Below are 17,912 nucleotides of genomic sequence, written 5' to 3'. Positions count from 1 at the left end.
TTCAGACCTGTAGGGGCGCAATGCCTTGCGCCCTTACAATGGACGGGAACACCTTCATTTGTGGAAAAATCTTTGGTTGAGGCGCTATTAATTCATACCCCATATCTGATGATTTCTGTCAATGCGTAAGTCCTAAAGTAATATTTTGCGAAAGTCCCCCTTCTCCCAATTTTGGTAGAAAGGGCTTGTACAACCAAGCAGTCGTCAATAGAACGAAAAAAATATGTCGTTACAACTCAAAATCGATTATCCAGAAACTTTACCAGATGCCTTACAACAGACGAGAGAACAGTTTGAGCAAGAAGCAAAAATGGCAATGGCAGTTAAGTTGTTTGAAATGAAACGCATTTCTTCAGGCTTAGCAGCACAGTTAGCAGGTATGGATAGAGTTTCTTTTTTACTCAATTTACATCGTTATGGGGTTTCAATGATTGATTTAACAGAAGAGGAACTTTTATCTGATTTAGAAAATGCCTAATACCGATAAAATAGTTATTAACACAGCACCACTTATTTCCTTAGTAGCTGCTACGTCTGATTTAAAAATTCTCCAATCTCTGTACCATCAGGTTTTAGTACCCTTGGAAGTTTGTCAGGAAATACTGACTCTTTGGTACTAGCAGGTTTGGAGTACCTGAATTTGAAGCGGCTTCTTGGCTACAAAAAAGGTCAACTCCTGTAAATATTTCTCCTTTTTTGCTCAACTCCCTTGATTCCGGTGAAGCAGCGGTTATTCAACTCGCAAAGAATGAAAACATCCAAACAGTCTGTATTGATGAAGCAACTGGTAGACGAGTAGCGAGATTAAGTGGTCTTTCAGTAACAGGTACTATTGGCATTTTATTGCGTGCTAAAAGGGAAGGGTACTCAATATCTATACAGCAATCGATTCAACGGATGCTTGCTCGCAATATCCGTCTAAGCCAAACAGTCATTAATTTTGCATTGGAGCAAGCTGGTGAAACTTAGAATATAATCTGACGTAAGTTCCAGCAACCGAAATTCTAGTGATTTTAGGCTTTAAGCTTTAACTGAACCGTATTGACCTAGAACTTCCGTTGGTTATAGTCAAAATTTAAGGTGCGTTACGGCTTGGCGTAACGCACCGTATGAATTTATTTCCACAAGAGAATTTTGTTTAAATTTAAGTCGGTGAGAGTAATAGAAACTATGTAAAGTTTGATAAAACGACTTAAAGGGTTTGTAGTTGGGATTGAATGCGCTAAAGCGCAACTACAAACAAGGGATATTTTACTTGCAAAAACTTTCAGCTTTTGCTTGGCGTTTTGCAAGGAAATCTGGGGATGGTTTGTCTACTGTGTACAGAACTGCTAAAGCATCAGACCAGGGGTGAAAAACGCCTTGTTCTGTTTCATGAGAGACATTGTAGTTAGCAAAGAAATCAGCTTTTTGGAGTGCAATTTCCTCCGGAGAAGCTTTAGCTACTTTTAACTTTTGCTCTAATCCATCTAAAGCAGTTTGAATTTTCTTATGATCCTCAGGTTTCATAATTTGGAATGTTGTTGGTAGGGTCACGTTTAAGTTATCGTTTCCTACTAACTGCCATTGGTAACGTTTACCAAGTTCAAGAGCTTTTTCGCCCTGATAAAAAGCTTTTTGGTCTTCTAGTTTGACGTTCTTCGTCCATACTTCTTTACCGGTTGCTTCTTCACGAACGATCAATTTGGCGATTTGTGTTTTCCCTTGACTGTTCCATAAGAACAGAGGATGCTCACTCCAAACTAAGTAGGTATCGATTAACCCTGGTGAGATCGGACATACACCAGTGGTACGGGAGACTAACCGTCTTCTGTGTGGGTTGCGTTGCCAAAATGACGATATTGCACCAATCCAAGTGGTTTGAGCAATACGTTGTCCAGATTCTAGTCGGTCAACGTTTTGACCTGGTGGTGGAGCCGAGATTGCGCTGCTGATCCCACTGGCAGCTACAATAAACGACACAAGCACTAGGCTCGGTAAAGGTCGACGATAGATGCGATATATCAAATCACGCATGACTTTTTCTCCTGGTAGCACTTAAAATGTAAGATAAGAAAACTGACGAAGGCAACAACCAAGGAAGCAGAATAGCAGCAGTTATATAAAGCTGGAAAGCTATCAAAGCGTATGACATAACCATACATACACATATTACCATGATTTGCAAGCGGAGTTTCGGATTTAATTGTGACTGTTTCTTAAGCGCAAATACCACGGTTTTACCGAGGATCATGGCAACTACTATCATCCAAAGATCTGGAATAGGAGTAACTAAATGGCGTCTTAGAAAATGATGCGTCATGTACGCTAAAGACTCACCACCTGTTAGTACAGACTGGTGTGTCCAATAGTTCATTGCGGAAGGTGCAGGGGAATAATCAGGTTGTCCTGGTGCAATTCCTAAACGTTCGTCGTTTCCGGCTGCTATTAGAACTACCTGTTTGGGAATTAAAGGAAAGTTATTTGTTTGTGAGTCTTCTAAAAACTTCCAAGCTGGGATTTTATGATAAACCTGTTCTGGAGGGAGGGAAAAATCAATGACAGGTTGCAATGCAAAGGCGGAACGAGTCCTCCACAAAGCTCCTAGATTACCAGTTTTTGGTGGATTTTTTTCAAGTGTTTTTAGTAATTGTGTTCGTAAATTGATTATCCGGGAAGTGTGCGGTACTGGTAATCCGCTCATTTCCTGATTTGCTGTTTGTACCAGTGACATTAAATAACTGATTGGACAAGCTGTATAGCAATCATCGGGTAATTCAACACGATAAGGATCTGCGTCGGTATAGCCTTGTAATGTCCAGTTGCGGTGCGCGATCGCTGTTAAGTTATTCACACCCATTTCGTGATCAGATGTCAGGATTGCACCAAAGATGATCCACATCTTATCATCTACAGCCCGACGTACAGCTCTACCTAAGTCTCGATCGCCAAATCGCGGATCTTTTTGCGGTGCATCCAATATAAAATCGATCCCCACAACCCCAGCATTTAATTCCCTTGCTCGCTCAATCAATTTACCAAGATAAGTGCGACTGAGTGGATGTATCTGCGAATTAGGAAGATAAGCCTTCGTAATTGATTCTGTATCAATTTCTACTAACGCTACTGGAGGTGCTTCATCTGATGAAATTTGCCCGGTTACTTGGCGATAAAAAGCCTGGCTCAGCATCCGCCCATCTACAAACAAGTCTTTTACAGGCGGTATAAAACTTAAAATAATACTTGCTGTCAGTGCGATCGCTTCCAAAGAAGTTGGTAAAAACTTCTTGATCTCCTTTTGCCATCCAACGTTGGGGATACGAAACAATTTACTCCCTGGATGGCAAAATAGAGAAGGCACTAAGTATGCAGAAGGATAGGTATGACTGCGCAAAGATTGCCGTGCTGCGGTCATCGCCTCGTAAATATCAAGATATTTGCCTAATCCTTGCAAGAATAGCACCAAAAATTCCTGAGCGACACGGTTATGAATTGGCTCACGCATCACCACGACTTGACTAAAACCCAAGTCAATCAGCGAATCTGCGATTTTCAACCCACTGCACGAATTAAAAATTGCTACCTGAAGCCCGCGTCTTTTCGCGGCAGCTAGTTGAGGTGCAATTTCTTTAATGGAAATCGACACCCCAGGTGCAACACTCAATTCACCACCTGTCATGTCCGTTTCATTACTGTGTCCAGCAAAAAACAGAACATCCCATCCTTCTTCGTCGGCGATCGCGTTAGCAATTTCCTGGATAACTTGACGAGGTTTTTCATCTGGTTGCCAACCAGTAAATTTAACATCGGCAATCTTCATCAAGGATTCTAGCGCTAATTTTTCTTTCTGAAAATTCAACCCAGTATCATCACCCAAAATCGCCAGAATACGTGCACGCCGATTTTTTAACCTACCAAAATTTCTTGTATTCGCTCCAATATTTAACGGAGAACGGATCACTTGAATCGATTTAGTTGTGCCAAATTCCGTTCCAATTTCCCAAGCTTCCCAAGGGAAACGATCTAACTCAATTGGTGCACAGGTGAGAAAAATCTTTATAGGCTCACTTGTTCCTATATTTCCTATAGGGGGTTTTGTTAGTTCCTGATTTCCTTGAGCAATCCTTGCGCGAATCTCATACAATTCAGCACTACGTAACCAACGATGAAACTCGTACATCAACTTGGTTTCTGCTTTTACAAGTTCTGCGTGCCAGTCTACAGCAACAGCTGCAACACCACCACCAACAGCTCTCCCGCGCAGATGTTCAGACTGATAAAAACCAAGATAAGCCCGTTGCCACTCTTGATAGAGTTGCGTTAAGATATTTGAGTAATCAATTTGTGTGGTCAATCTCTGACCTTCTCCCCAAGACAACTCAAATAAACAGAATTGCTCTATTTTTTGAACCTTTAAGTGAAAAATATTAGGGTTAGACTTCATATTCCTCCTTCCAACTCCAAGCCAAACGGCGGAATCTCAAATACAGAACCATCTGCAGTGACAGTTACCCAAAACAGCTCTCCCAAATCCCCAATCAGTTGGGCATAGAGTATACCCTGTTTTGTGTTTTTTAGCAACTCATCAAATAAAACCTCTGTTTTATCCCGTACCTGCAATCTCAATGTTTTTGGCATTTCAACGTCTGGCTGAACACCCAAAGCAACTAACAACATCCATTCACGAATTTGTGTTGATTCAGATAGCACCCAGGTAATTACATACAACCGCAAGCCAATTCGTCCTGCGTTCAAGTTACGGAACGCACCCCTTGCTATTTTGGGAATGTAAATTCCTTGTTGTTCTAGTCCAGAGCGAATATAGCCAAACTCATCTTGTTGCGATCGCATAGCCGACACTAATGGGGATGGCATAAAAACCCACCCCAATTCTTGCGCCAGTTCATCAAGACGATTGTTCAACGAAAACCCGACGTTAATCAGACGTTTTGCGGTAGAAGGAACAATATTCTTGTACGCTAAGTTAACCAAGTCACTATTACTTAATAATATTGCACCTTCTCTTACCGTTAACAAGTCCCAAGGAGATTGGCTTTTTAATTGAGATGCAAGGGTTGTTAACTTTTTTTGCATCAATTCAACCATATTATTGTCTACTCTTGGGATAGCTTTAGGCAATCGAATTGCATCAGGTTGCAGACAACGGAGATTCAGTAATAGGTTCTCCGGATCTGGGTTAAACCAAGTTGAAGGTAACGAATATGTCCAATCTGGATTTATCTGTAGTTGTTTTGCACGTTGAGAGTATTGCTCATAATTCATAAACCCAAATACCCCAACCTGCTGCTGCTCCTCTTCAACCTGCATCAGCACATAGAAATGAGCAGTCAAATCGGGGATATCCAAAGCTGCGAAGGGAATGCTCTGTTCATCTGCGAAATCGTCGGAAGTTATGAGACAGATTTTGAAATTTCCAACCCTTATATTAGATGCTGCTGCCATCAAGTTAGCGTATGCAGGTTTCCAAATAGAAGCAGAATCAATTTCAACAACCAAATCAGGCGCACGTTCTTTGAGCCATTCCTTAAAACCCAAAACTGCTAAACTACAAAGATAAACTTGCCAGCGTTGTTGTGGGGTGTAGATCAATTTGCTTAGACGAGCAGCTTGTTTAAAATGCTGTGGTAATAGCTCTGTGCGGGACTCGTTGAGCGATCGCCAATCTATTAAATCACTAAAATCTGTGGGAGGAGGTTGACTTAACATAGTTTGGTGTTCCTAGCATTGAGATAATGACAAAGACGGCGGGCTAGTAAATTACGCAGTGGTTGATTCCGAATAGGATTTTTTGCTTCTGATTCTGCTTGTTGGATGACGCCGGAAATCTGTTCCTCTAAGATCGATTCAACCTGCTTGTCTAAATCTTCAAGCCGTTCCGAGTTAGCAAAGTATTTGGCAATATCGAGAACGCGATCGCGCAAAATCACCAATAATTTTTGGCGAATATCAGCACGTAATTCGTTAAGCTTTAATAACCGTGTAACTTCGTATTGTTTTCTTAAACCAATTTGGGGTGCAATTTGGGACATCGATTCACCTTGACAATGAAATAGATGTAAAGCCGTGAGAAAACTTTCCTCAACACCGGATTTTTTGCGTCGCAATTGCTCAAGAAAATCATTAATAACGAGCGAAATAGCTTGGTCTAAACTCTCCAAAAATTGATTTTGATATAAATTAAGAAATTCTTTTTCTTCTTCCGCATCCGGAGCAACTTGTTGCTGTTCCACAATTGCTTGAATTGCAGGTTCATCAAACGAAACCGACAACACCGAACCTCCTTGTACTGTAATCCGATATTCTCTGATTTTTGATGCAAGCCCATTCAGTTGATTCAACACAACTTCTCTCGTATACTTTCTGCCAGTTCGTTTTTGCAGATCATCAGCAATCCGAATTAACTGCTCAGCTGTTGGTGGTTGACAGGGTAAAGTTGCTCCTGTTAGCCGTTGTTCTATACGCTCTTCTCGATAAACTGCGTGGTAACTTATCAACAAATCACATGCTTGTGTAGCTTCAACATTTGTTGAACGGTACATATCAACAAGGATTCGTTTTACATGTTTGGGGTTAGCATCATTCAAAAGCGCCCAATCACTCACCAAAAAAACACCATGCTGCAGCAGAAACTGTTTCAGATCTGGATGCTGTTTAACATAGCGATTGACCCATGTACTGAGCGATCCTTTGTTAGGATGGAATGTTGTTAAAATGGTCGTTGCTAAGGACTGATAAGCAGAAGAGGGTCTATTTTGTTGGACTTCCAGTGCTAAAAGCACTTCATCATCCAATACATACGGTAATAAATCTTGATAATTAAAACCGTTACGACTACCAAACTTACTTCCTAAATCAAAGCAAACTTGATATATTTTATGAGAGATGTAGCAGCGAAGACCAACTTCAGCTAATTTTTCACCTAACCGCATTTTTTGCCAAAATTGCTGCTGAATCGCTGTATCAGCAACGTCAAATCTGCTTGGAAATGATGATTCAACATAAGTTCTAACAGCAGCAATCATTTCAACTCTATACTTATTGTTAGAGGTTAACTTGACAAATTTCCAATATTTTGATACATCAGCCACAGAATTTTTACTTATGAGCTATTTATTGATAATTTTTTCACCTCCTTCAAACAAAAGCAATTGATTCAGCAGTCTGATTACTACAAGAATGTTTGCATAAAAGCTTAATTCCTGCTTAGACTACCTCATTTACTTACTATTTCTGGGCAGGGAGAACTCATGCAGGTGATTTTGTCCTACATTATTTTTTCATCTCTATTCTCTGTAAAAAAGTCTGGAAGCTAGACGGAGTAAGCTTTATTCCCTACCCTATCTCACCTTGCTACTTTGACTAAGATTTTTACCCAAGTACATTTTGAGCTTTTAGCTCCTTGCTAGCTAAAGCGCCCGAACTTTAGCTCAGGGCGAATTTTCTTTCAAAGCTGCCACTAAAATGCGCATAACTTGCTCCAAATCTTCAGGAACCCGATAGCTATTAATCCCCTGTTCAAAATGCCTTGCCTTGCGGTCGAGTCTACCAAATTGCCATATTGTACCTGTAGAAACAACGCCAATTAAAATAGGCTGTTGGTCAACTGTTGTGGCATTCTCCCACTGATCAAGCGCCACCAATTCCGCAACTAACTGCGTAAAACCTCGCGTCAAATCCTCGTATTTTGCTTCTATTACTAATAGTTGATTAACAGAATTTACTCGCAGTAAATAATCTAGATTGCCCTGAAGCCAATTAGAAACCTTCAAACTATATTCAATTCGTAATTCTGCCTGCGTGTAATGGATTAACTCTGTTACCACCCGCGAGATGAGAATTTCTCGTCTTGCCAGTTCGTTAGTCAAGGGTACAAATGGTAGTACTTCCTCAATGCGATCGCGCAATTCTCCCAAACGGTCAAGTTCATCAGGGAACTGGGGTAAATTGAGCGGTTTTCGAGTTAAACTATAGCCAAATTCTTGAGCCAGTTCGCTAGCTTCAAAGCCGAGCTCAAAGTATCGGCTAAAAGTATAACTTTGATTGGAGTCAAGAATTGACATAGTCAAAGCTGCACATAACATTTTTCTTATATCACGGATACTGGATTTTTGACAAATCTCAATTTAATGCTAAAAATCCATCTCCCATATCTGATGCTTTGTGCCAATGATACTCTCTCACCCCGAGAAACCCAAACAAATGATATTACTGCAAGTTCACAATTAGGCTTACAGGGACAAATCACTGTCGCCCAACCTCAAGTCGATCTCGTTTCTGGACTACTAGAACTACCAACACAAATATCTGACGCAGCCACTAAATTTTCCCCACTTTGTCCCAGTAGCCCAACAGCGAAACCCTTGGGTTCATTCGTCATCACAGGAAAAGGTAGCATCCCACCAAACCCACTACAATTATTGCCAGGTAGAAATCCTGATATTCCTCTAGCGACTGCGGAAGACATGCAGGAAATTAAAAATATACAAGCCGCTGAACAAAGGAACAAGGAAGAGCATGAGCAGGAATACAGCAATAAAGATAGAAGGAACAAGAATAAAAACAAGATAATTCCTTCAATTGTGGAAGCGCAAGGTATAGTGCAAACTCCTGATGGTCAAATTTATTTTGTGGCTCATGCACCTGTTGCTACCCCATCATCTCAACCTACTGCTTCGCCTTGTCCTAATCAGAATTAACGGGATGTTCTCTGGGAGATCCACAATCATGTTGTTCCCTAGCACAGTAAAGCATTAATTTCTCTCAGTCTTGAGAATCGCGAGCGAATGACAATGATAAAATTATATTGAAAGCCACCTGCTTCCAAGGATTTACATTTGTGACACTCAAAGAGTTAGAACCACAACTTCTTGCGCTTAGTGCTGAGGAAAAAGTGCAGGCTATACAGTTACTTGCTCAAAGTCTTACAAGTAACTGGCAAGGAATTGAAAAAACTCCCGGAGTTTGTGGTGGAGAAGCGCGCATTGCTAAAACTCGTATTCCCGTGTGGGTACTTGTGGAAGCTCGCCGTAGCGGATATAGTGATGCTGACCTTTTAACAAGCTATCCAAGCATTACAGCAAAAGATTTAGCTAATGCTTGGGCATATGCTGAAGTTCACCCCGATGAAATCGAATTGGCAATTGAACGTAATGAAGTAGCTTAGTTGATGGCACGGTTGTACGCAGACGAACAGTTTCCCTTTCCAGTTGTTGAATTGTTACGGGCTTTGGGACACGATGTTTTGACAGTTCAGGAAGCAGGAAATGCAGACAAAAGTATACCTGATGATCAAGTGCTGGCATTTGCTACAAGTCAACAACGCGCGATATTAACTATCAATAGAGATGATTTTATCCGTTTGCATCGTCGTGATTGTAATCACTTCGGCATTATTGTTTGTACCAACAATCGTAACTGGGAGCAGTTTGCAGCACGAATAAATGAAGCTGTGATATCAGAAGAATCTTTACTAGGAAAACTAATTCGTGTGGTACGTCCAGCAAGTTGAAACTATATGGTGTATAAAGACAAATAGCGATCGCTCAACCTCCAGTCGATCTCGTTTCTGGACTACTGGAACTACCTATACAAATATTTGGGAGTGCGAGCAAGATGCTCGCTGGGTATGACACGTACACATCCTAACCGCACTACATATGACACCTGCGCATCCTGTTCGCACGAAAATTGAAGCGGTGCGTTACGGACTTCGTCTATAGCGCACCCTACGTATCTACATATTTTTTCCCAAATCAAAATTCGTATAATTTTTAACTAAAGTATCTATCTTTTTATACTCCTACCTTGTAAGGTTCTTTCGCTTTTGTAGTTGTCGAAGGAGCATCATTGGTAACAGTTTTTGTCTCTATAAAAACTTGGGGTTGGACAAAAGCTTCTTTACCTGTAATCAATCTAGAGCGACGACTACGAGTGAGATAATTCCATGCCCACTGAAAGACTACTAGTAATTTAGTGTCGAACTCAATTAAGAAGTAGATGTGAACTACTAACCAAAATACCCAAGCAATGAAACCTTGGAGTTTGATGAAGCTTAAATCTACAACAGCTAAATTTTGCCCAATCATCGCCAAACTACCTACATCGTTGTAGCGGAATTGTGGTAGTGTTTGACCTTTAAGGCGTTTTTGAATGAGTTTAGCTACATACTCTCCTTCTTGTTTGGCTACAGGTGCTACACCAGGTAAGGGTTTTCCATCTTGATGAGAGAAGTTGCCTAAATCTCCGATTACAAAAATGTTTTTATAACCCTTGACGCTCAAATCCGGTTCTACAATCACACGTCCGGAGCGATCGCACTCTACACCTGTACGGTTCGCTAAAATTTGCCCCATAGCGGAACCTTTCACACCCGCTGCCCATAAGATAGTTTTTGAAGCAATTTCTTGAACTTTATCACCTTGCTTAAAAGTAACGACGTCATCTTCAATATTTGTCACTCTAGTATTAGTTTGGGTAACAACACCTAACTTTTGTAAAGATGCTTCTGCTACTTTGGATAACTTGGGAGCCATATGAGGGAGAACGCGATCGCCTCCTTGCAATAACAAAATCTTAGTTTCTGAGGTGTCGATGTTACGGAAATCTTCTTTGAGAGTTTTGTAAGCCAATTCTGAGATCGCACCTGCTAATTCTACACCAGTAGGACCAGCACCGACAATTACAAAAGTCAACCAAGCACGACGTACTTCAGGATCAGTTTCTTTTTCCGCTGCTTCAAATGCTGAAAATATCCGGCGACGTATTTCTATGGCGTCTTCAACAGTTTTTAAGCCAGGAGCCATTGGTTTCCAGTGATTGTTACCATAATAGGAATGGTTAGCACCTGTGGCAACAACTAATGTATCGTAGGGGATTGTTCTATCACCCAAAATAACTACTTGGGATTCTGGATCAATATCGTTTACTTCTCCTAACAACACTTTTGTATTTTTGCTTTTCCTAAATACAGCCCGTAATGGTGAGGAGATATCAGCCGGTGATAGTGTACCTGTTGCAACTTGATATAAAAGTGGTTGAAATAAATGAAAGTTCCGTTTATCGATGAGAGTAACATTTACATTCGCGTTGGCAAGAGTCTTTGCTGTATACAGTCCACCAAAGCCACCACCAATAATTACAACGTGATGTAGTGTATTATTTTCATGTACAACTACCATAAGGACTATTTCCTAGTGTTAAGAGGGATGTAAAGTTTCTTAACAAAGATCTAGCAAAATTAGAATAGATGTTGCTGTCTATTTAGAACATTTGAAGAAATACTAAAAGTAGTCTAACTCACAGAAATTGAAGTAAAAAGCTAATGATCGTGCGAGAGTCAAAAGTCACGCATTCAAAAGTCAATATGACAGAGATATTGATTGCAGAATTTTCAGTAAACGGCTAGACTTGTACAAGAAACAGTACAGGTTTGAGCAAAATGAAAGTTATCTCTTTTAGGGAGGCTAGAAATAACCTGAAGACAGTTTTAGATCGAGTAACAGAAGATGCTGACTATACGATCATTACCAGACGGGACGCAGATGATGCGATTGTGATGTCGCTAGAGTTTTTCAACAGTTTGATGGAGACGGTGTATTTATTAAAATCTCCAGCAAATGCAGCCCATTTGGAACGCTCTATTGCTCAATTTAAGCAGGGAAAAGTGGTGGAACGCGATCTGCTTAATGACTAGAATGCTAGCATGGACGGAAGAGGCTTGGGCTGATTATCTTTATTGGCAACCGCAAGATAAGAAGACACTGAAAAGAATTAATAAACTGATCGAGGAGACGATGCGGACGCCGTTTGAAGGTATAGGTAAGCCAGAACCTCTACGCGAAAATTTAGCTGGATTTTGGTCGCGGAGAATTGATGATACTAATCTAAAGACGAAATAGGAACTAGTGCATAAGGTATACTTGGTTGCTTCAGAAATCGTTTAAGGTTGATATATATCTTTAATTATGCACGCCTGTGAGGAAACTTCCCAAGAAACGGGGAAAAGTCCAGGAAGAAACTTAAAACCTATAGCCAACTACGATAGATCAAGGCTTTTACTTGTTTGAAATAGTTGTTTTATTTACGCGCCCGCTATAGTAGAGTGTTATATTAAATTCAGTAATTATGATGACTCCTTGGTAAAGGATAACAGTCGTCAATTAAGAGGAAAGTGGAAATGGATAACAACCAAAGAAACTCTAAAAATCTAGTTGACATCAACGATCTAATTGGTGATGCTGTGAACAATGCTATAGCACGGCGGAACCAGGCTGATTTTTTCTCAGCTTTATCTGATGAAGAAGCAATAAGTGTTGCAGGTGGTACAAGAGCACTAGTACCAATCGTAGTTGGGTTAGTTGTCCCACCAGATAGTCCGAGTTTTTCTTAATTATTAGCCTCAAGTCTAACAAATACTCTTCGCTGGAGGCTTGATTGATAGAAGAAATTACTGCTAGTGAAATAATACTTTGCCCGAGTGCTAGACCAGAATCAGTGGACAGCGTTGTTTTTGGTGTAGTTGGTGGGACTGTAGAGAAACCTCATGTTGCTTACCTTAAGCAACCACAACCTGTAACAGATGAATTAATAGCAAAGGCTACACCTATTACACCATCTGAAATTTTTCGCACAGCAGCAGCTTGTGCTACTAAGGCTTGCCAGCATTTTGATGGTGGAGATTGTCGTCTGGCAATCCGGATTGTTAAGAATTTGCCCGAGGTAGTGGAAGAATTACCCGCTTGTTCTATACGCCGAGATTGTCGGTGGTGGAAACAAGAAGGTAAAGCAGCTTGTACACGTTGCCCACAAGTGATCACAGATAACTACAACCCATCTGATCTGATCCGTGAGATTGCAACACCTTTGGTTAGTTAACTCAAATAACTCACTGAGGTTCTAGAAAAATTCGCGTTGAAGACGGAAGAATAAATGGGTGCATTTGCCGACATCCCTGTGATTTGAACTAAGCGATTTTTTGAAGCAGTTTTATACATACACGATTATTAATTTATTACTCATTTTTTGGTCTTTTTTAAGTTTTAATGCGTTTGCCCTGAAATCCTCACCAAGACTATCCAGCAGTATGAAACGCGATACAGAACCTTAATTTTGCGATAACATCCATGTCTGAAATCCTAAAATGGGCATTTTATTTTCACGCCCAGAGCCTAACCTTAATCGCTAATCCCCAGCCTCCTTTTGAAATAAGAACCCCCCTGATCAATTTTTGATTTGATAAGGGGGGTTCTGAGTTTCCTTGTCTATATAGTTTCAGTATAGGTATGCTGGCAATTTTCAGGTTAGACCTACAGAGGGAGTTTAGAAGGTGTAAATTAACCTACCAAACGACAATCACTCGTAAATTTTTCGGCAACCTGTAGTCTGCCAACTTCCTCTTGCTCCTCTTCGGGGCTTGAGTGCTTTGTGTTGATAGTCCTATTCTAGGAGCTATTTATAGCTTTGCCTAGCCCTATATACCAGAATTTACGTATTTTTTATCACTGTTTTATTATTTCTTCATATCGCTATGCCCAATGCCCAATTCTCATTACTCCGTGCCCATTGTATTTGTATTTTTGTTGACAAAAAACGTTACTTGTAGTATGTTTGCCAGAATAGTAACAAAGACCAATACAACAAGTAAACCCTTGGCAGTGGTCAATCGTCGTACTGTTGGGTCATTCAACAGTATGTTTTAGGGAAGTAGGGTTTCTGGGTGATACTGTAACAATAGCAATATATCGATGCTTAATCTCTCAACTTTTATCTGTAGAAAATATGAAACTTAAAATTGCCGTCACCGTTACCCTATTTATTTGTCTTGGGTTTACAAAGCACGCTTTTGCAGCTAATCAGCGCGACTTGGAACAATTGAAGGCAACAAATTCTTGTGTCCGGTGTGATTTGAGTGGAGCCGACTTAACAAAAGTTAACTTAAGTGGAGCAAATTTGCGAGAGGTCAATTTAACTGGGGCTAATTTGTCTCAGGCTAATCTATCAGATGCTGACCTTACAAACGGAAATTTGACATCAGCTGTATTAAATGGGGCAAATTTAACCAATGCTTCCCTCACAGGAGCGAATCTCAAAGCAGCTTCAATGGAAAATGCTGATTTAAGTTTTGCTGGTATGCTCGGCACTAATTTAGAAGCGGCTAACCTCAAAGGAGCTAAATTGCTGCTGACTAATTTCCGAGGTGCAAACTTCCAGCTCACGACTTTACCTACTGGAATTGTTAGTTCTAACAAACCCTATGGTTGGTCATTACAGCGTCCAACGCCTACAGGTTGCGACGTTTTTAAATCAGGACCTGTTGGTGGGACAACTTGCTATGGACAATAAATAAACTAGGGATTGGGTACTGGGTACTGGGTATTGGCGACTGGGAGAGCCTCATGAACCACCCCACCGCATGGCGGATGGGGTTTCTAATTTACTGAGCAGGTTCAGTTACTCCTATAGTCGTACAGCAAGACAAGCTTGCTGCCGTACCTTTACGTGATGGTAATTTTTTACCTATCCAAATGTTGATTTTAGCTACGGCTTGGCATACCCGCAAAGTGATTTGAGATATGTCAATTTGTGCTTTTCTCAAGATATTTGATGCACCATTTGCATCCGCATTTATAATTGTTCCGTTAGCTGTTCTATATTCCCCGCGTCTTGTTCTTCTCCCAGAAGGTTTGTGTTCCTTGTGAGCTTCGGTTTCTTTGCCGAATACAGGTAATTCATCACCATCAAAAAAAGACATTTTTGAGGTGTAGGATTCCTCAACAACTATAAATTCTATGCCGTGTCTTTCACACAAATACTTAAGCGTATCTCGTAATGCGGTGAACGGCACTTGCACAAAGTTTTGATTATTAACCCTTCCGTTATTTATCTCATTTTTGATTCCTTCATTCCAGCCAAATACAATTTTACCTATCCCTGTTTCTAAACACTTGTTAATTATAATACGTGATGATTTCTTGATAAAATCGCGTACTTGATTATTTCTAGTTTGTGTTGCCCTAGCTAAACTCCCACTCCAAAAATTTACATCCTTACCTTTTTTTAGCTTGGATACAGTTTTGTTATAAAACCGATTTATTGATTTTAGTGGTCGCCCATTTATAATAAAGCCTTGTTCTCCAGTATTAGGAATACAGGTCACAAAGTTATTCAGACCAATATCTACTCCTAAAACATGTGATTTATCTAATGTAGTTATTACTACATGAGTTTTTCTGCATACCCAATGTAAATAAATCTCACCATGTTTTGAAGTAATAGTTAATTCAACAATTGTTAATACATCGACTGCATCAGGCACTCTAATCTTTATACACTCGTTAAGATGAGTCCCTGTTACATCTTCTTTATGCCGCTTTTTGAATAACAAGCCCGTTGAAACAGATGCAAATTTTATCCCATGTTCAACCGCAATTTTAACAGATTGACCAGGGTAAGTAACCTCGAACATGCCTCCGGGAATACGATAACCAGGGAGTTTGGGTTTCTTAGAACCATCAATATAATGCTTATCCAAAAGCTGTTTAAATGATTTGAAATTTTCGGCTACTTTATGACATACAGATTGTGCTGCTTGAGAATGCAGCATTTTGTAATGATAATTTTCCTTAAAATCAGTCTGCAAATCATAAGCTATAGACTGAAAATTTAACGTGTTGTATACAAAAAATCCTTGTCTGAGGTTGTAAGTCAAAGTATTGTATAAACTGTTCGCATGTTCCAAAATATCCGATATTACAGCATACCCAAGACTTGATAGTTTTAGATGCTGCACAACAGTTGAAATATATGTATCTTTGTTTTTTTCTTTATCTTGTTTTTTTTGCTCTTTACTTTTAAAAGTCATCGAAAAACTCCTAGCTGATACTAAACACACGAAACAGCTAGATTGAGTTTCTATCAACGAATAACAGTAACTAACTTGCTTGACTCGATATATTTAACTACAATCAATATAGCAGAATTTCCAGACATGACAAGAAATCTTTATGATTAAGTTGCGAAGCGGTTCACACGTTGTTTTTTCTATTCACCTGCATGTGGTGTTTGTGACTAAGTATAGGCGTAAGGTATTTACACAGCAAATGATTCATGATATGAAGGAAGTATTTGTACGCGTATTAGAGTCAAATAACTCTAAATTAGAGGATTGCAATGGCGAACCAGACCATGTACATTTACTAATTGACTTACATCCAGATAATAATATTTCTGATTTGATAGCATCTCTAAAATCAGCAAGCAGTAGAATATTGAGAGAAAGATATAAATCTACCATTGATAAATACTCTTGGGGTAAGGCTAAACTTTGGCACGATTCAAAGTGTATTGTATCTTGTGGTGGTGCGCCACTAGAAACTGTCAAGCAATACATTCAAAACCAGTCCGGTGGTAGGTTGTAAAAGAATGGGGCATCGTTAGCGAAGAACGAGCGTCACCCCATTCTTTTCCCGCTATCCATCCCCACCGCACTGCGGACTCTTGAATTCCGCGAATTTGTTAAAAATTAGACAGGTCAAACCCCCTTCAACACTTTTTCCGCCCAATACCCAATACCTAATCCCCAATACCCAATCCCCAATACCCAATTATTCCTCAATGCTTACCCGTATTAAAGACTTAGCTACAAAACTAGCCCCCCGGTTAATCGAGATTCGTCGTCACATTCACGCTCACCCAGAACTTAGTGGTCAAGAATACCAAACGGCTGCTTTTGTTGCTGGGGTATTGTCTTCCAGTGGTCTTCATGTGCAAGAAGGGGTAGGGAGAACCGGAGTTGTTGGAGAATTACTAACCACTGGGAAAGATCAGCGAACTTTGGCAATTCGTACTGATATGGATGCTTTGCCAATTCAGGAGCGTACTCGTTTAGACTTCGTCTCTCGCGCCGAAGGTAAAATGCACGCTTGTGGTCATGATGTCCACACGACGGTGGGACTAGGAACAGCTATGGTCTTGTCTCAAATCGCAGAGGAGTTACCTGGTAAGGTAAGGTTTTTATTTCAACCAGCAGAGGAAATTGCCCAAGGTGCGAGTTGGATGGTGCAAGACAAGGCAATGGAAAATGTCTCTGGTATATTAGGTGTTCATGTTTTCCCTTCAATACCGGCAGGTTCAATTGGCGTACGTTACGGAGCGTTGACAGCAGCAGCTGATGATTTAGAGATTATTATTATCGGAGAATCTGGGCATGGCGCTCGTCCTCATGAAGCCGTTGATGCAATCTGGATTGCTTCACAAGTTATTACCACATTACAACAAGCTATTAGCCGAACGCAAAACCCCTTGCGCCCGGTAGTGGTAAGTATAGGACAAATTAACGGTGGTAGAGCACCAAATGTAATTGCAGATCAAGTTAAGTTATTGGGAACAGTGCGATCGCTCCATCCAGAAACTCGCGCCAATCTACCAAACTGGATTGAACAAATTGTCGCCAACGTCTGCAACTCCTACGGTGCAAAATATGAAGTCAATTATCGTCGCGGTGTACCAAGCGTCCAGAATGATTATTCCTTAACGCAGTTGTTACAGGTATCAGCAGAAGAAGCTTGGGGTAGCGATCGCGTCCAAGTCTTACCTGAACCTTCTCTTGGTGCTGAAGATTTCTCTGTGTATTTAGAACACGCTCCCGGTTCTATGTTTCGTTTGGGTGTAGGTTTTAAAGACAGAACCACAAATTATCCCTTGCATCATCCTCAATTTGAAATCGATGAGTCTGCTATTGTCACCGGGGTTGTGACACTTGCCTACACCGCTTATAGATATTTTTTTATGGGGAATGGGGCGTAGGGAACAGTTATCAGTAAACAGTTATCAGTGATCAAGGTATATGGTAGGGGGCTTAACCCTGCTTTCTCACAAGATTCTTGGCTGATAACTGATAACTGATAACTGATAAC

Annotated in this window: 20 protein-coding genes; 13 read left to right on the top strand and 7 right to left on the bottom strand. The window is 40.4% G+C overall.

Annotated features, from left to right (window positions below; all coding sequences use genetic code 11):
* Positions 1 to 223 precede the first annotated feature (223 nt).
* The 3 genes from G4P69_RS07365 (at position 224) to G4P69_RS39040 (ending at position 969) form a co-directional block, all read left to right on the top strand.
* Positions 224 to 478: a UPF0175 family protein gene (locus G4P69_RS07365; protein WP_208342050.1), complete on the top strand. Its 255-nt coding sequence runs from the start codon at positions 224 to 226 to the stop codon at positions 476 to 478.
* The gene (locus G4P69_RS39045; RefSeq protein ID WP_243902417.1) at positions 471 to 620 is read left to right on the top strand and encodes a hypothetical protein; all 150 of its coding nucleotides are present in this window, start codon (positions 471 to 473) and stop codon (positions 618 to 620) included. The genes G4P69_RS07365 and G4P69_RS39045 overlap by 8 nt, the downstream gene beginning before the upstream one ends.
* A gap of 76 nt (positions 621 to 696) precedes the next feature.
* Positions 697 to 969, top strand: a complete 273-nt coding sequence (locus G4P69_RS39040; protein ID WP_243902418.1) for a DUF3368 domain-containing protein — start codon at positions 697 to 699, stop codon at positions 967 to 969.
* 282 nt (positions 970 to 1,251) lie between these two features.
* Here G4P69_RS39040 and G4P69_RS07355 read toward each other — a convergent pair whose 3' ends face one another.
* The 5 genes from G4P69_RS07355 to G4P69_RS07335 form a co-directional block, all read right to left on the bottom strand.
* Positions 1,252 to 2,016 carry a hypothetical protein gene (locus G4P69_RS07355; RefSeq protein ID WP_208342051.1) on the bottom strand — a complete coding sequence of 255 codons (765 nt, stop codon included), beginning with the start codon at positions 2,014 to 2,016 and terminating at the stop codon, positions 1,252 to 1,254.
* Positions 2,009 to 4,423 (bottom strand): CHASE2 domain-containing protein, encoded by a 2,415-nt coding sequence (locus tag G4P69_RS07350; RefSeq protein ID WP_208342052.1) that lies wholly within the window; start codon positions 4,421 to 4,423, stop codon positions 2,009 to 2,011. The genes G4P69_RS07355 and G4P69_RS07350 overlap by 8 nt, the downstream gene beginning before the upstream one ends.
* A complete protein-coding gene (locus tag G4P69_RS07345; RefSeq protein ID WP_208342053.1) occupies positions 4,420 to 5,706 on the bottom strand; it encodes a DUF1822 family protein in 1,287 nt (428 codons plus the stop codon). Before G4P69_RS07345 ends, G4P69_RS07350 begins: the two co-directional genes overlap by 4 nt.
* The gene (locus tag G4P69_RS07340) at positions 5,700 to 7,088 is read right to left on the bottom strand and encodes a hypothetical protein (protein WP_208342054.1); all 1,389 of its coding nucleotides are present in this window, start codon (positions 7,086 to 7,088) and stop codon (positions 5,700 to 5,702) included. The genes G4P69_RS07345 and G4P69_RS07340 overlap by 7 nt, the downstream gene beginning before the upstream one ends.
* Positions 7,089 to 7,427: 339 nt before the next feature.
* On the bottom strand, positions 7,428 to 8,060 hold the full coding sequence (locus tag G4P69_RS07335; RefSeq protein WP_208348933.1) for a hypothetical protein: 633 nt from the start codon (positions 8,058 to 8,060) through the stop codon (positions 7,428 to 7,430).
* A 48-nt stretch (positions 8,061 to 8,108) separates the two neighbouring features.
* Here G4P69_RS07335 and G4P69_RS07330 point away from each other — a divergent pair, with 48 nt between their 5' ends.
* From G4P69_RS07330 to G4P69_RS07320, 3 genes are all read left to right on the top strand, one after another.
* Positions 8,109 to 8,696 (top strand): S-layer family protein, encoded by a 588-nt coding sequence (locus tag G4P69_RS07330; protein WP_208344887.1) that lies wholly within the window; start codon positions 8,109 to 8,111, stop codon positions 8,694 to 8,696.
* Positions 8,697 to 8,836: 140 nt separating this feature from the next.
* On the top strand, positions 8,837 to 9,163 hold the full coding sequence (locus tag G4P69_RS07325; RefSeq protein ID WP_208344888.1) for a DUF433 domain-containing protein: 327 nt from the start codon (positions 8,837 to 8,839) through the stop codon (positions 9,161 to 9,163).
* Positions 9,164 to 9,166: 3 nt separating this feature from the next.
* Positions 9,167 to 9,508: a DUF5615 family PIN-like protein gene (locus G4P69_RS07320; RefSeq protein ID WP_208344889.1), complete on the top strand. Its 342-nt coding sequence runs from the start codon at positions 9,167 to 9,169 to the stop codon at positions 9,506 to 9,508.
* 283 nt (positions 9,509 to 9,791) lie between these two features.
* On the opposite strand, the gene G4P69_RS07315 is transcribed toward G4P69_RS07320, so the two are convergent.
* A complete protein-coding gene (locus G4P69_RS07315) occupies positions 9,792 to 11,177 on the bottom strand; it encodes an NAD(P)/FAD-dependent oxidoreductase (protein WP_208344890.1) in 1,386 nt (461 codons plus the stop codon).
* Between the two features lie 260 nt (positions 11,178 to 11,437).
* On the opposite strand from G4P69_RS07315, the gene G4P69_RS07310 reads away from it, so the two are divergent.
* From G4P69_RS07310 to G4P69_RS07290, 5 genes are all read left to right on the top strand, one after another.
* Positions 11,438 to 11,692, top strand: a complete 255-nt coding sequence (locus G4P69_RS07310) for a type II toxin-antitoxin system Phd/YefM family antitoxin (RefSeq protein WP_208344891.1) — start codon at positions 11,438 to 11,440, stop codon at positions 11,690 to 11,692.
* Positions 11,685 to 11,897: a Txe/YoeB family addiction module toxin gene (locus tag G4P69_RS07305; RefSeq protein ID WP_208344892.1), complete on the top strand. Its 213-nt coding sequence runs from the start codon at positions 11,685 to 11,687 to the stop codon at positions 11,895 to 11,897. The genes G4P69_RS07310 and G4P69_RS07305 overlap by 8 nt, the downstream gene beginning before the upstream one ends.
* 278 nt (positions 11,898 to 12,175) lie before the next feature.
* Complete coding sequence (locus tag G4P69_RS07300) at positions 12,176 to 12,388, top strand: hypothetical protein (protein WP_208344893.1); 213 nt, start codon at positions 12,176 to 12,178, stop codon at positions 12,386 to 12,388.
* 44 nt (positions 12,389 to 12,432) lie between these two features.
* The gene (locus tag G4P69_RS07295) at positions 12,433 to 12,873 is read left to right on the top strand and encodes a nitrogen fixation protein (RefSeq protein ID WP_243902646.1); all 441 of its coding nucleotides are present in this window, start codon (positions 12,433 to 12,435) and stop codon (positions 12,871 to 12,873) included.
* A gap of 903 nt (positions 12,874 to 13,776) precedes the next feature.
* Positions 13,777 to 14,340 carry a pentapeptide repeat-containing protein gene (locus G4P69_RS07290; RefSeq protein ID WP_208344894.1) on the top strand — a complete coding sequence of 188 codons (564 nt, stop codon included), beginning with the start codon at positions 13,777 to 13,779 and terminating at the stop codon, positions 14,338 to 14,340.
* A gap of 91 nt (positions 14,341 to 14,431) precedes the next feature.
* Here the strand turns inward: G4P69_RS07290 and G4P69_RS07285 are convergent, their stop codons facing one another.
* On the bottom strand, positions 14,432 to 15,859 hold the full coding sequence (locus G4P69_RS07285; RefSeq protein WP_208344895.1) for an RNA-guided endonuclease InsQ/TnpB family protein: 1,428 nt from the start codon (positions 15,857 to 15,859) through the stop codon (positions 14,432 to 14,434).
* A 142-nt stretch (positions 15,860 to 16,001) separates the two neighbouring features.
* Here G4P69_RS07285 and tnpA point away from each other — a divergent pair, with 142 nt between their 5' ends.
* Together tnpA and G4P69_RS07275 are read left to right on the top strand one after the other, a co-directional pair.
* Positions 16,002 to 16,415: an IS200/IS605 family transposase gene (gene tnpA, locus G4P69_RS07280; protein WP_208344896.1), complete on the top strand. Its 414-nt coding sequence runs from the start codon at positions 16,002 to 16,004 to the stop codon at positions 16,413 to 16,415.
* A gap of 196 nt (positions 16,416 to 16,611) precedes the next feature.
* Positions 16,612 to 17,802: a M20 family metallopeptidase gene (locus G4P69_RS07275; RefSeq protein WP_208348931.1), complete on the top strand. Its 1,191-nt coding sequence runs from the start codon at positions 16,612 to 16,614 to the stop codon at positions 17,800 to 17,802.
* Positions 17,803 to 17,912 lie beyond the last annotated feature (110 nt).

Source organism: Aetokthonos hydrillicola CCALA 1050, assembly GCF_017591665.1.
GTDB lineage: Bacteria > Cyanobacteriota > Cyanobacteriia > Cyanobacteriales > Nostocaceae > Aetokthonos > Aetokthonos hydrillicola.
Note: the sequence above shows the minus strand (reverse complement) of the source record. Positions and strands in the feature narration are given on the sequence as shown.

Excerpts from the sequence above, each read along its gene's own strand:
- G4P69_RS07365 (WP_208342050.1), top strand. The coding sequence starts at position 224 with ATGTCGTTACAACTCAAAATCGATTATCCAGAAACTTTACCAGATGCC.
- G4P69_RS39045 (WP_243902417.1), top strand. The coding sequence starts at position 471 with ATGCCTAATACCGATAAAATAGTTATTAACACAGCACCACTTATTTCC.
- G4P69_RS07355 (WP_208342051.1), bottom strand. The coding sequence starts at position 2,016 with ATGCGTGATTTGATATATCGCATCTATCGTCGACCTTTACCGAGCCTA.
- G4P69_RS07350 (WP_208342052.1), bottom strand. The coding sequence starts at position 4,423 with ATGAAGTCTAACCCTAATATTTTTCACTTAAAGGTTCAAAAAATAGAG.
- G4P69_RS07345 (WP_208342053.1), bottom strand. The coding sequence starts at position 5,706 with ATGTTAAGTCAACCTCCTCCCACAGATTTTAGTGATTTAATAGATTGG.
- G4P69_RS07335 (WP_208348933.1), bottom strand. The coding sequence starts at position 8,060 with ATGTCAATTCTTGACTCCAATCAAAGTTATACTTTTAGCCGATACTTT.
- G4P69_RS07320 (WP_208344889.1), top strand. The coding sequence starts at position 9,167 with ATGGCACGGTTGTACGCAGACGAACAGTTTCCCTTTCCAGTTGTTGAA.
- G4P69_RS07315 (WP_208344890.1), bottom strand. The coding sequence starts at position 11,177 with ATGGTAGTTGTACATGAAAATAATACACTACATCACGTTGTAATTATT.
- G4P69_RS07310 (WP_208344891.1), top strand. The coding sequence starts at position 11,438 with ATGAAAGTTATCTCTTTTAGGGAGGCTAGAAATAACCTGAAGACAGTT.
- G4P69_RS07305 (WP_208344892.1), top strand. The coding sequence starts at position 11,685 with ATGACTAGAATGCTAGCATGGACGGAAGAGGCTTGGGCTGATTATCTT.
- G4P69_RS07300 (WP_208344893.1), top strand. The coding sequence starts at position 12,176 with ATGGATAACAACCAAAGAAACTCTAAAAATCTAGTTGACATCAACGAT.
- G4P69_RS07290 (WP_208344894.1), top strand. The coding sequence starts at position 13,777 with ATGAAACTTAAAATTGCCGTCACCGTTACCCTATTTATTTGTCTTGGG.
- G4P69_RS07285 (WP_208344895.1), bottom strand. The coding sequence starts at position 15,859 with ATGACTTTTAAAAGTAAAGAGCAAAAAAAACAAGATAAAGAAAAAAAC.
- tnpA (WP_208344896.1), top strand. The coding sequence starts at position 16,002 with ATGATTAAGTTGCGAAGCGGTTCACACGTTGTTTTTTCTATTCACCTG.
- G4P69_RS07275 (WP_208348931.1), top strand. The coding sequence starts at position 16,612 with ATGCTTACCCGTATTAAAGACTTAGCTACAAAACTAGCCCCCCGGTTA.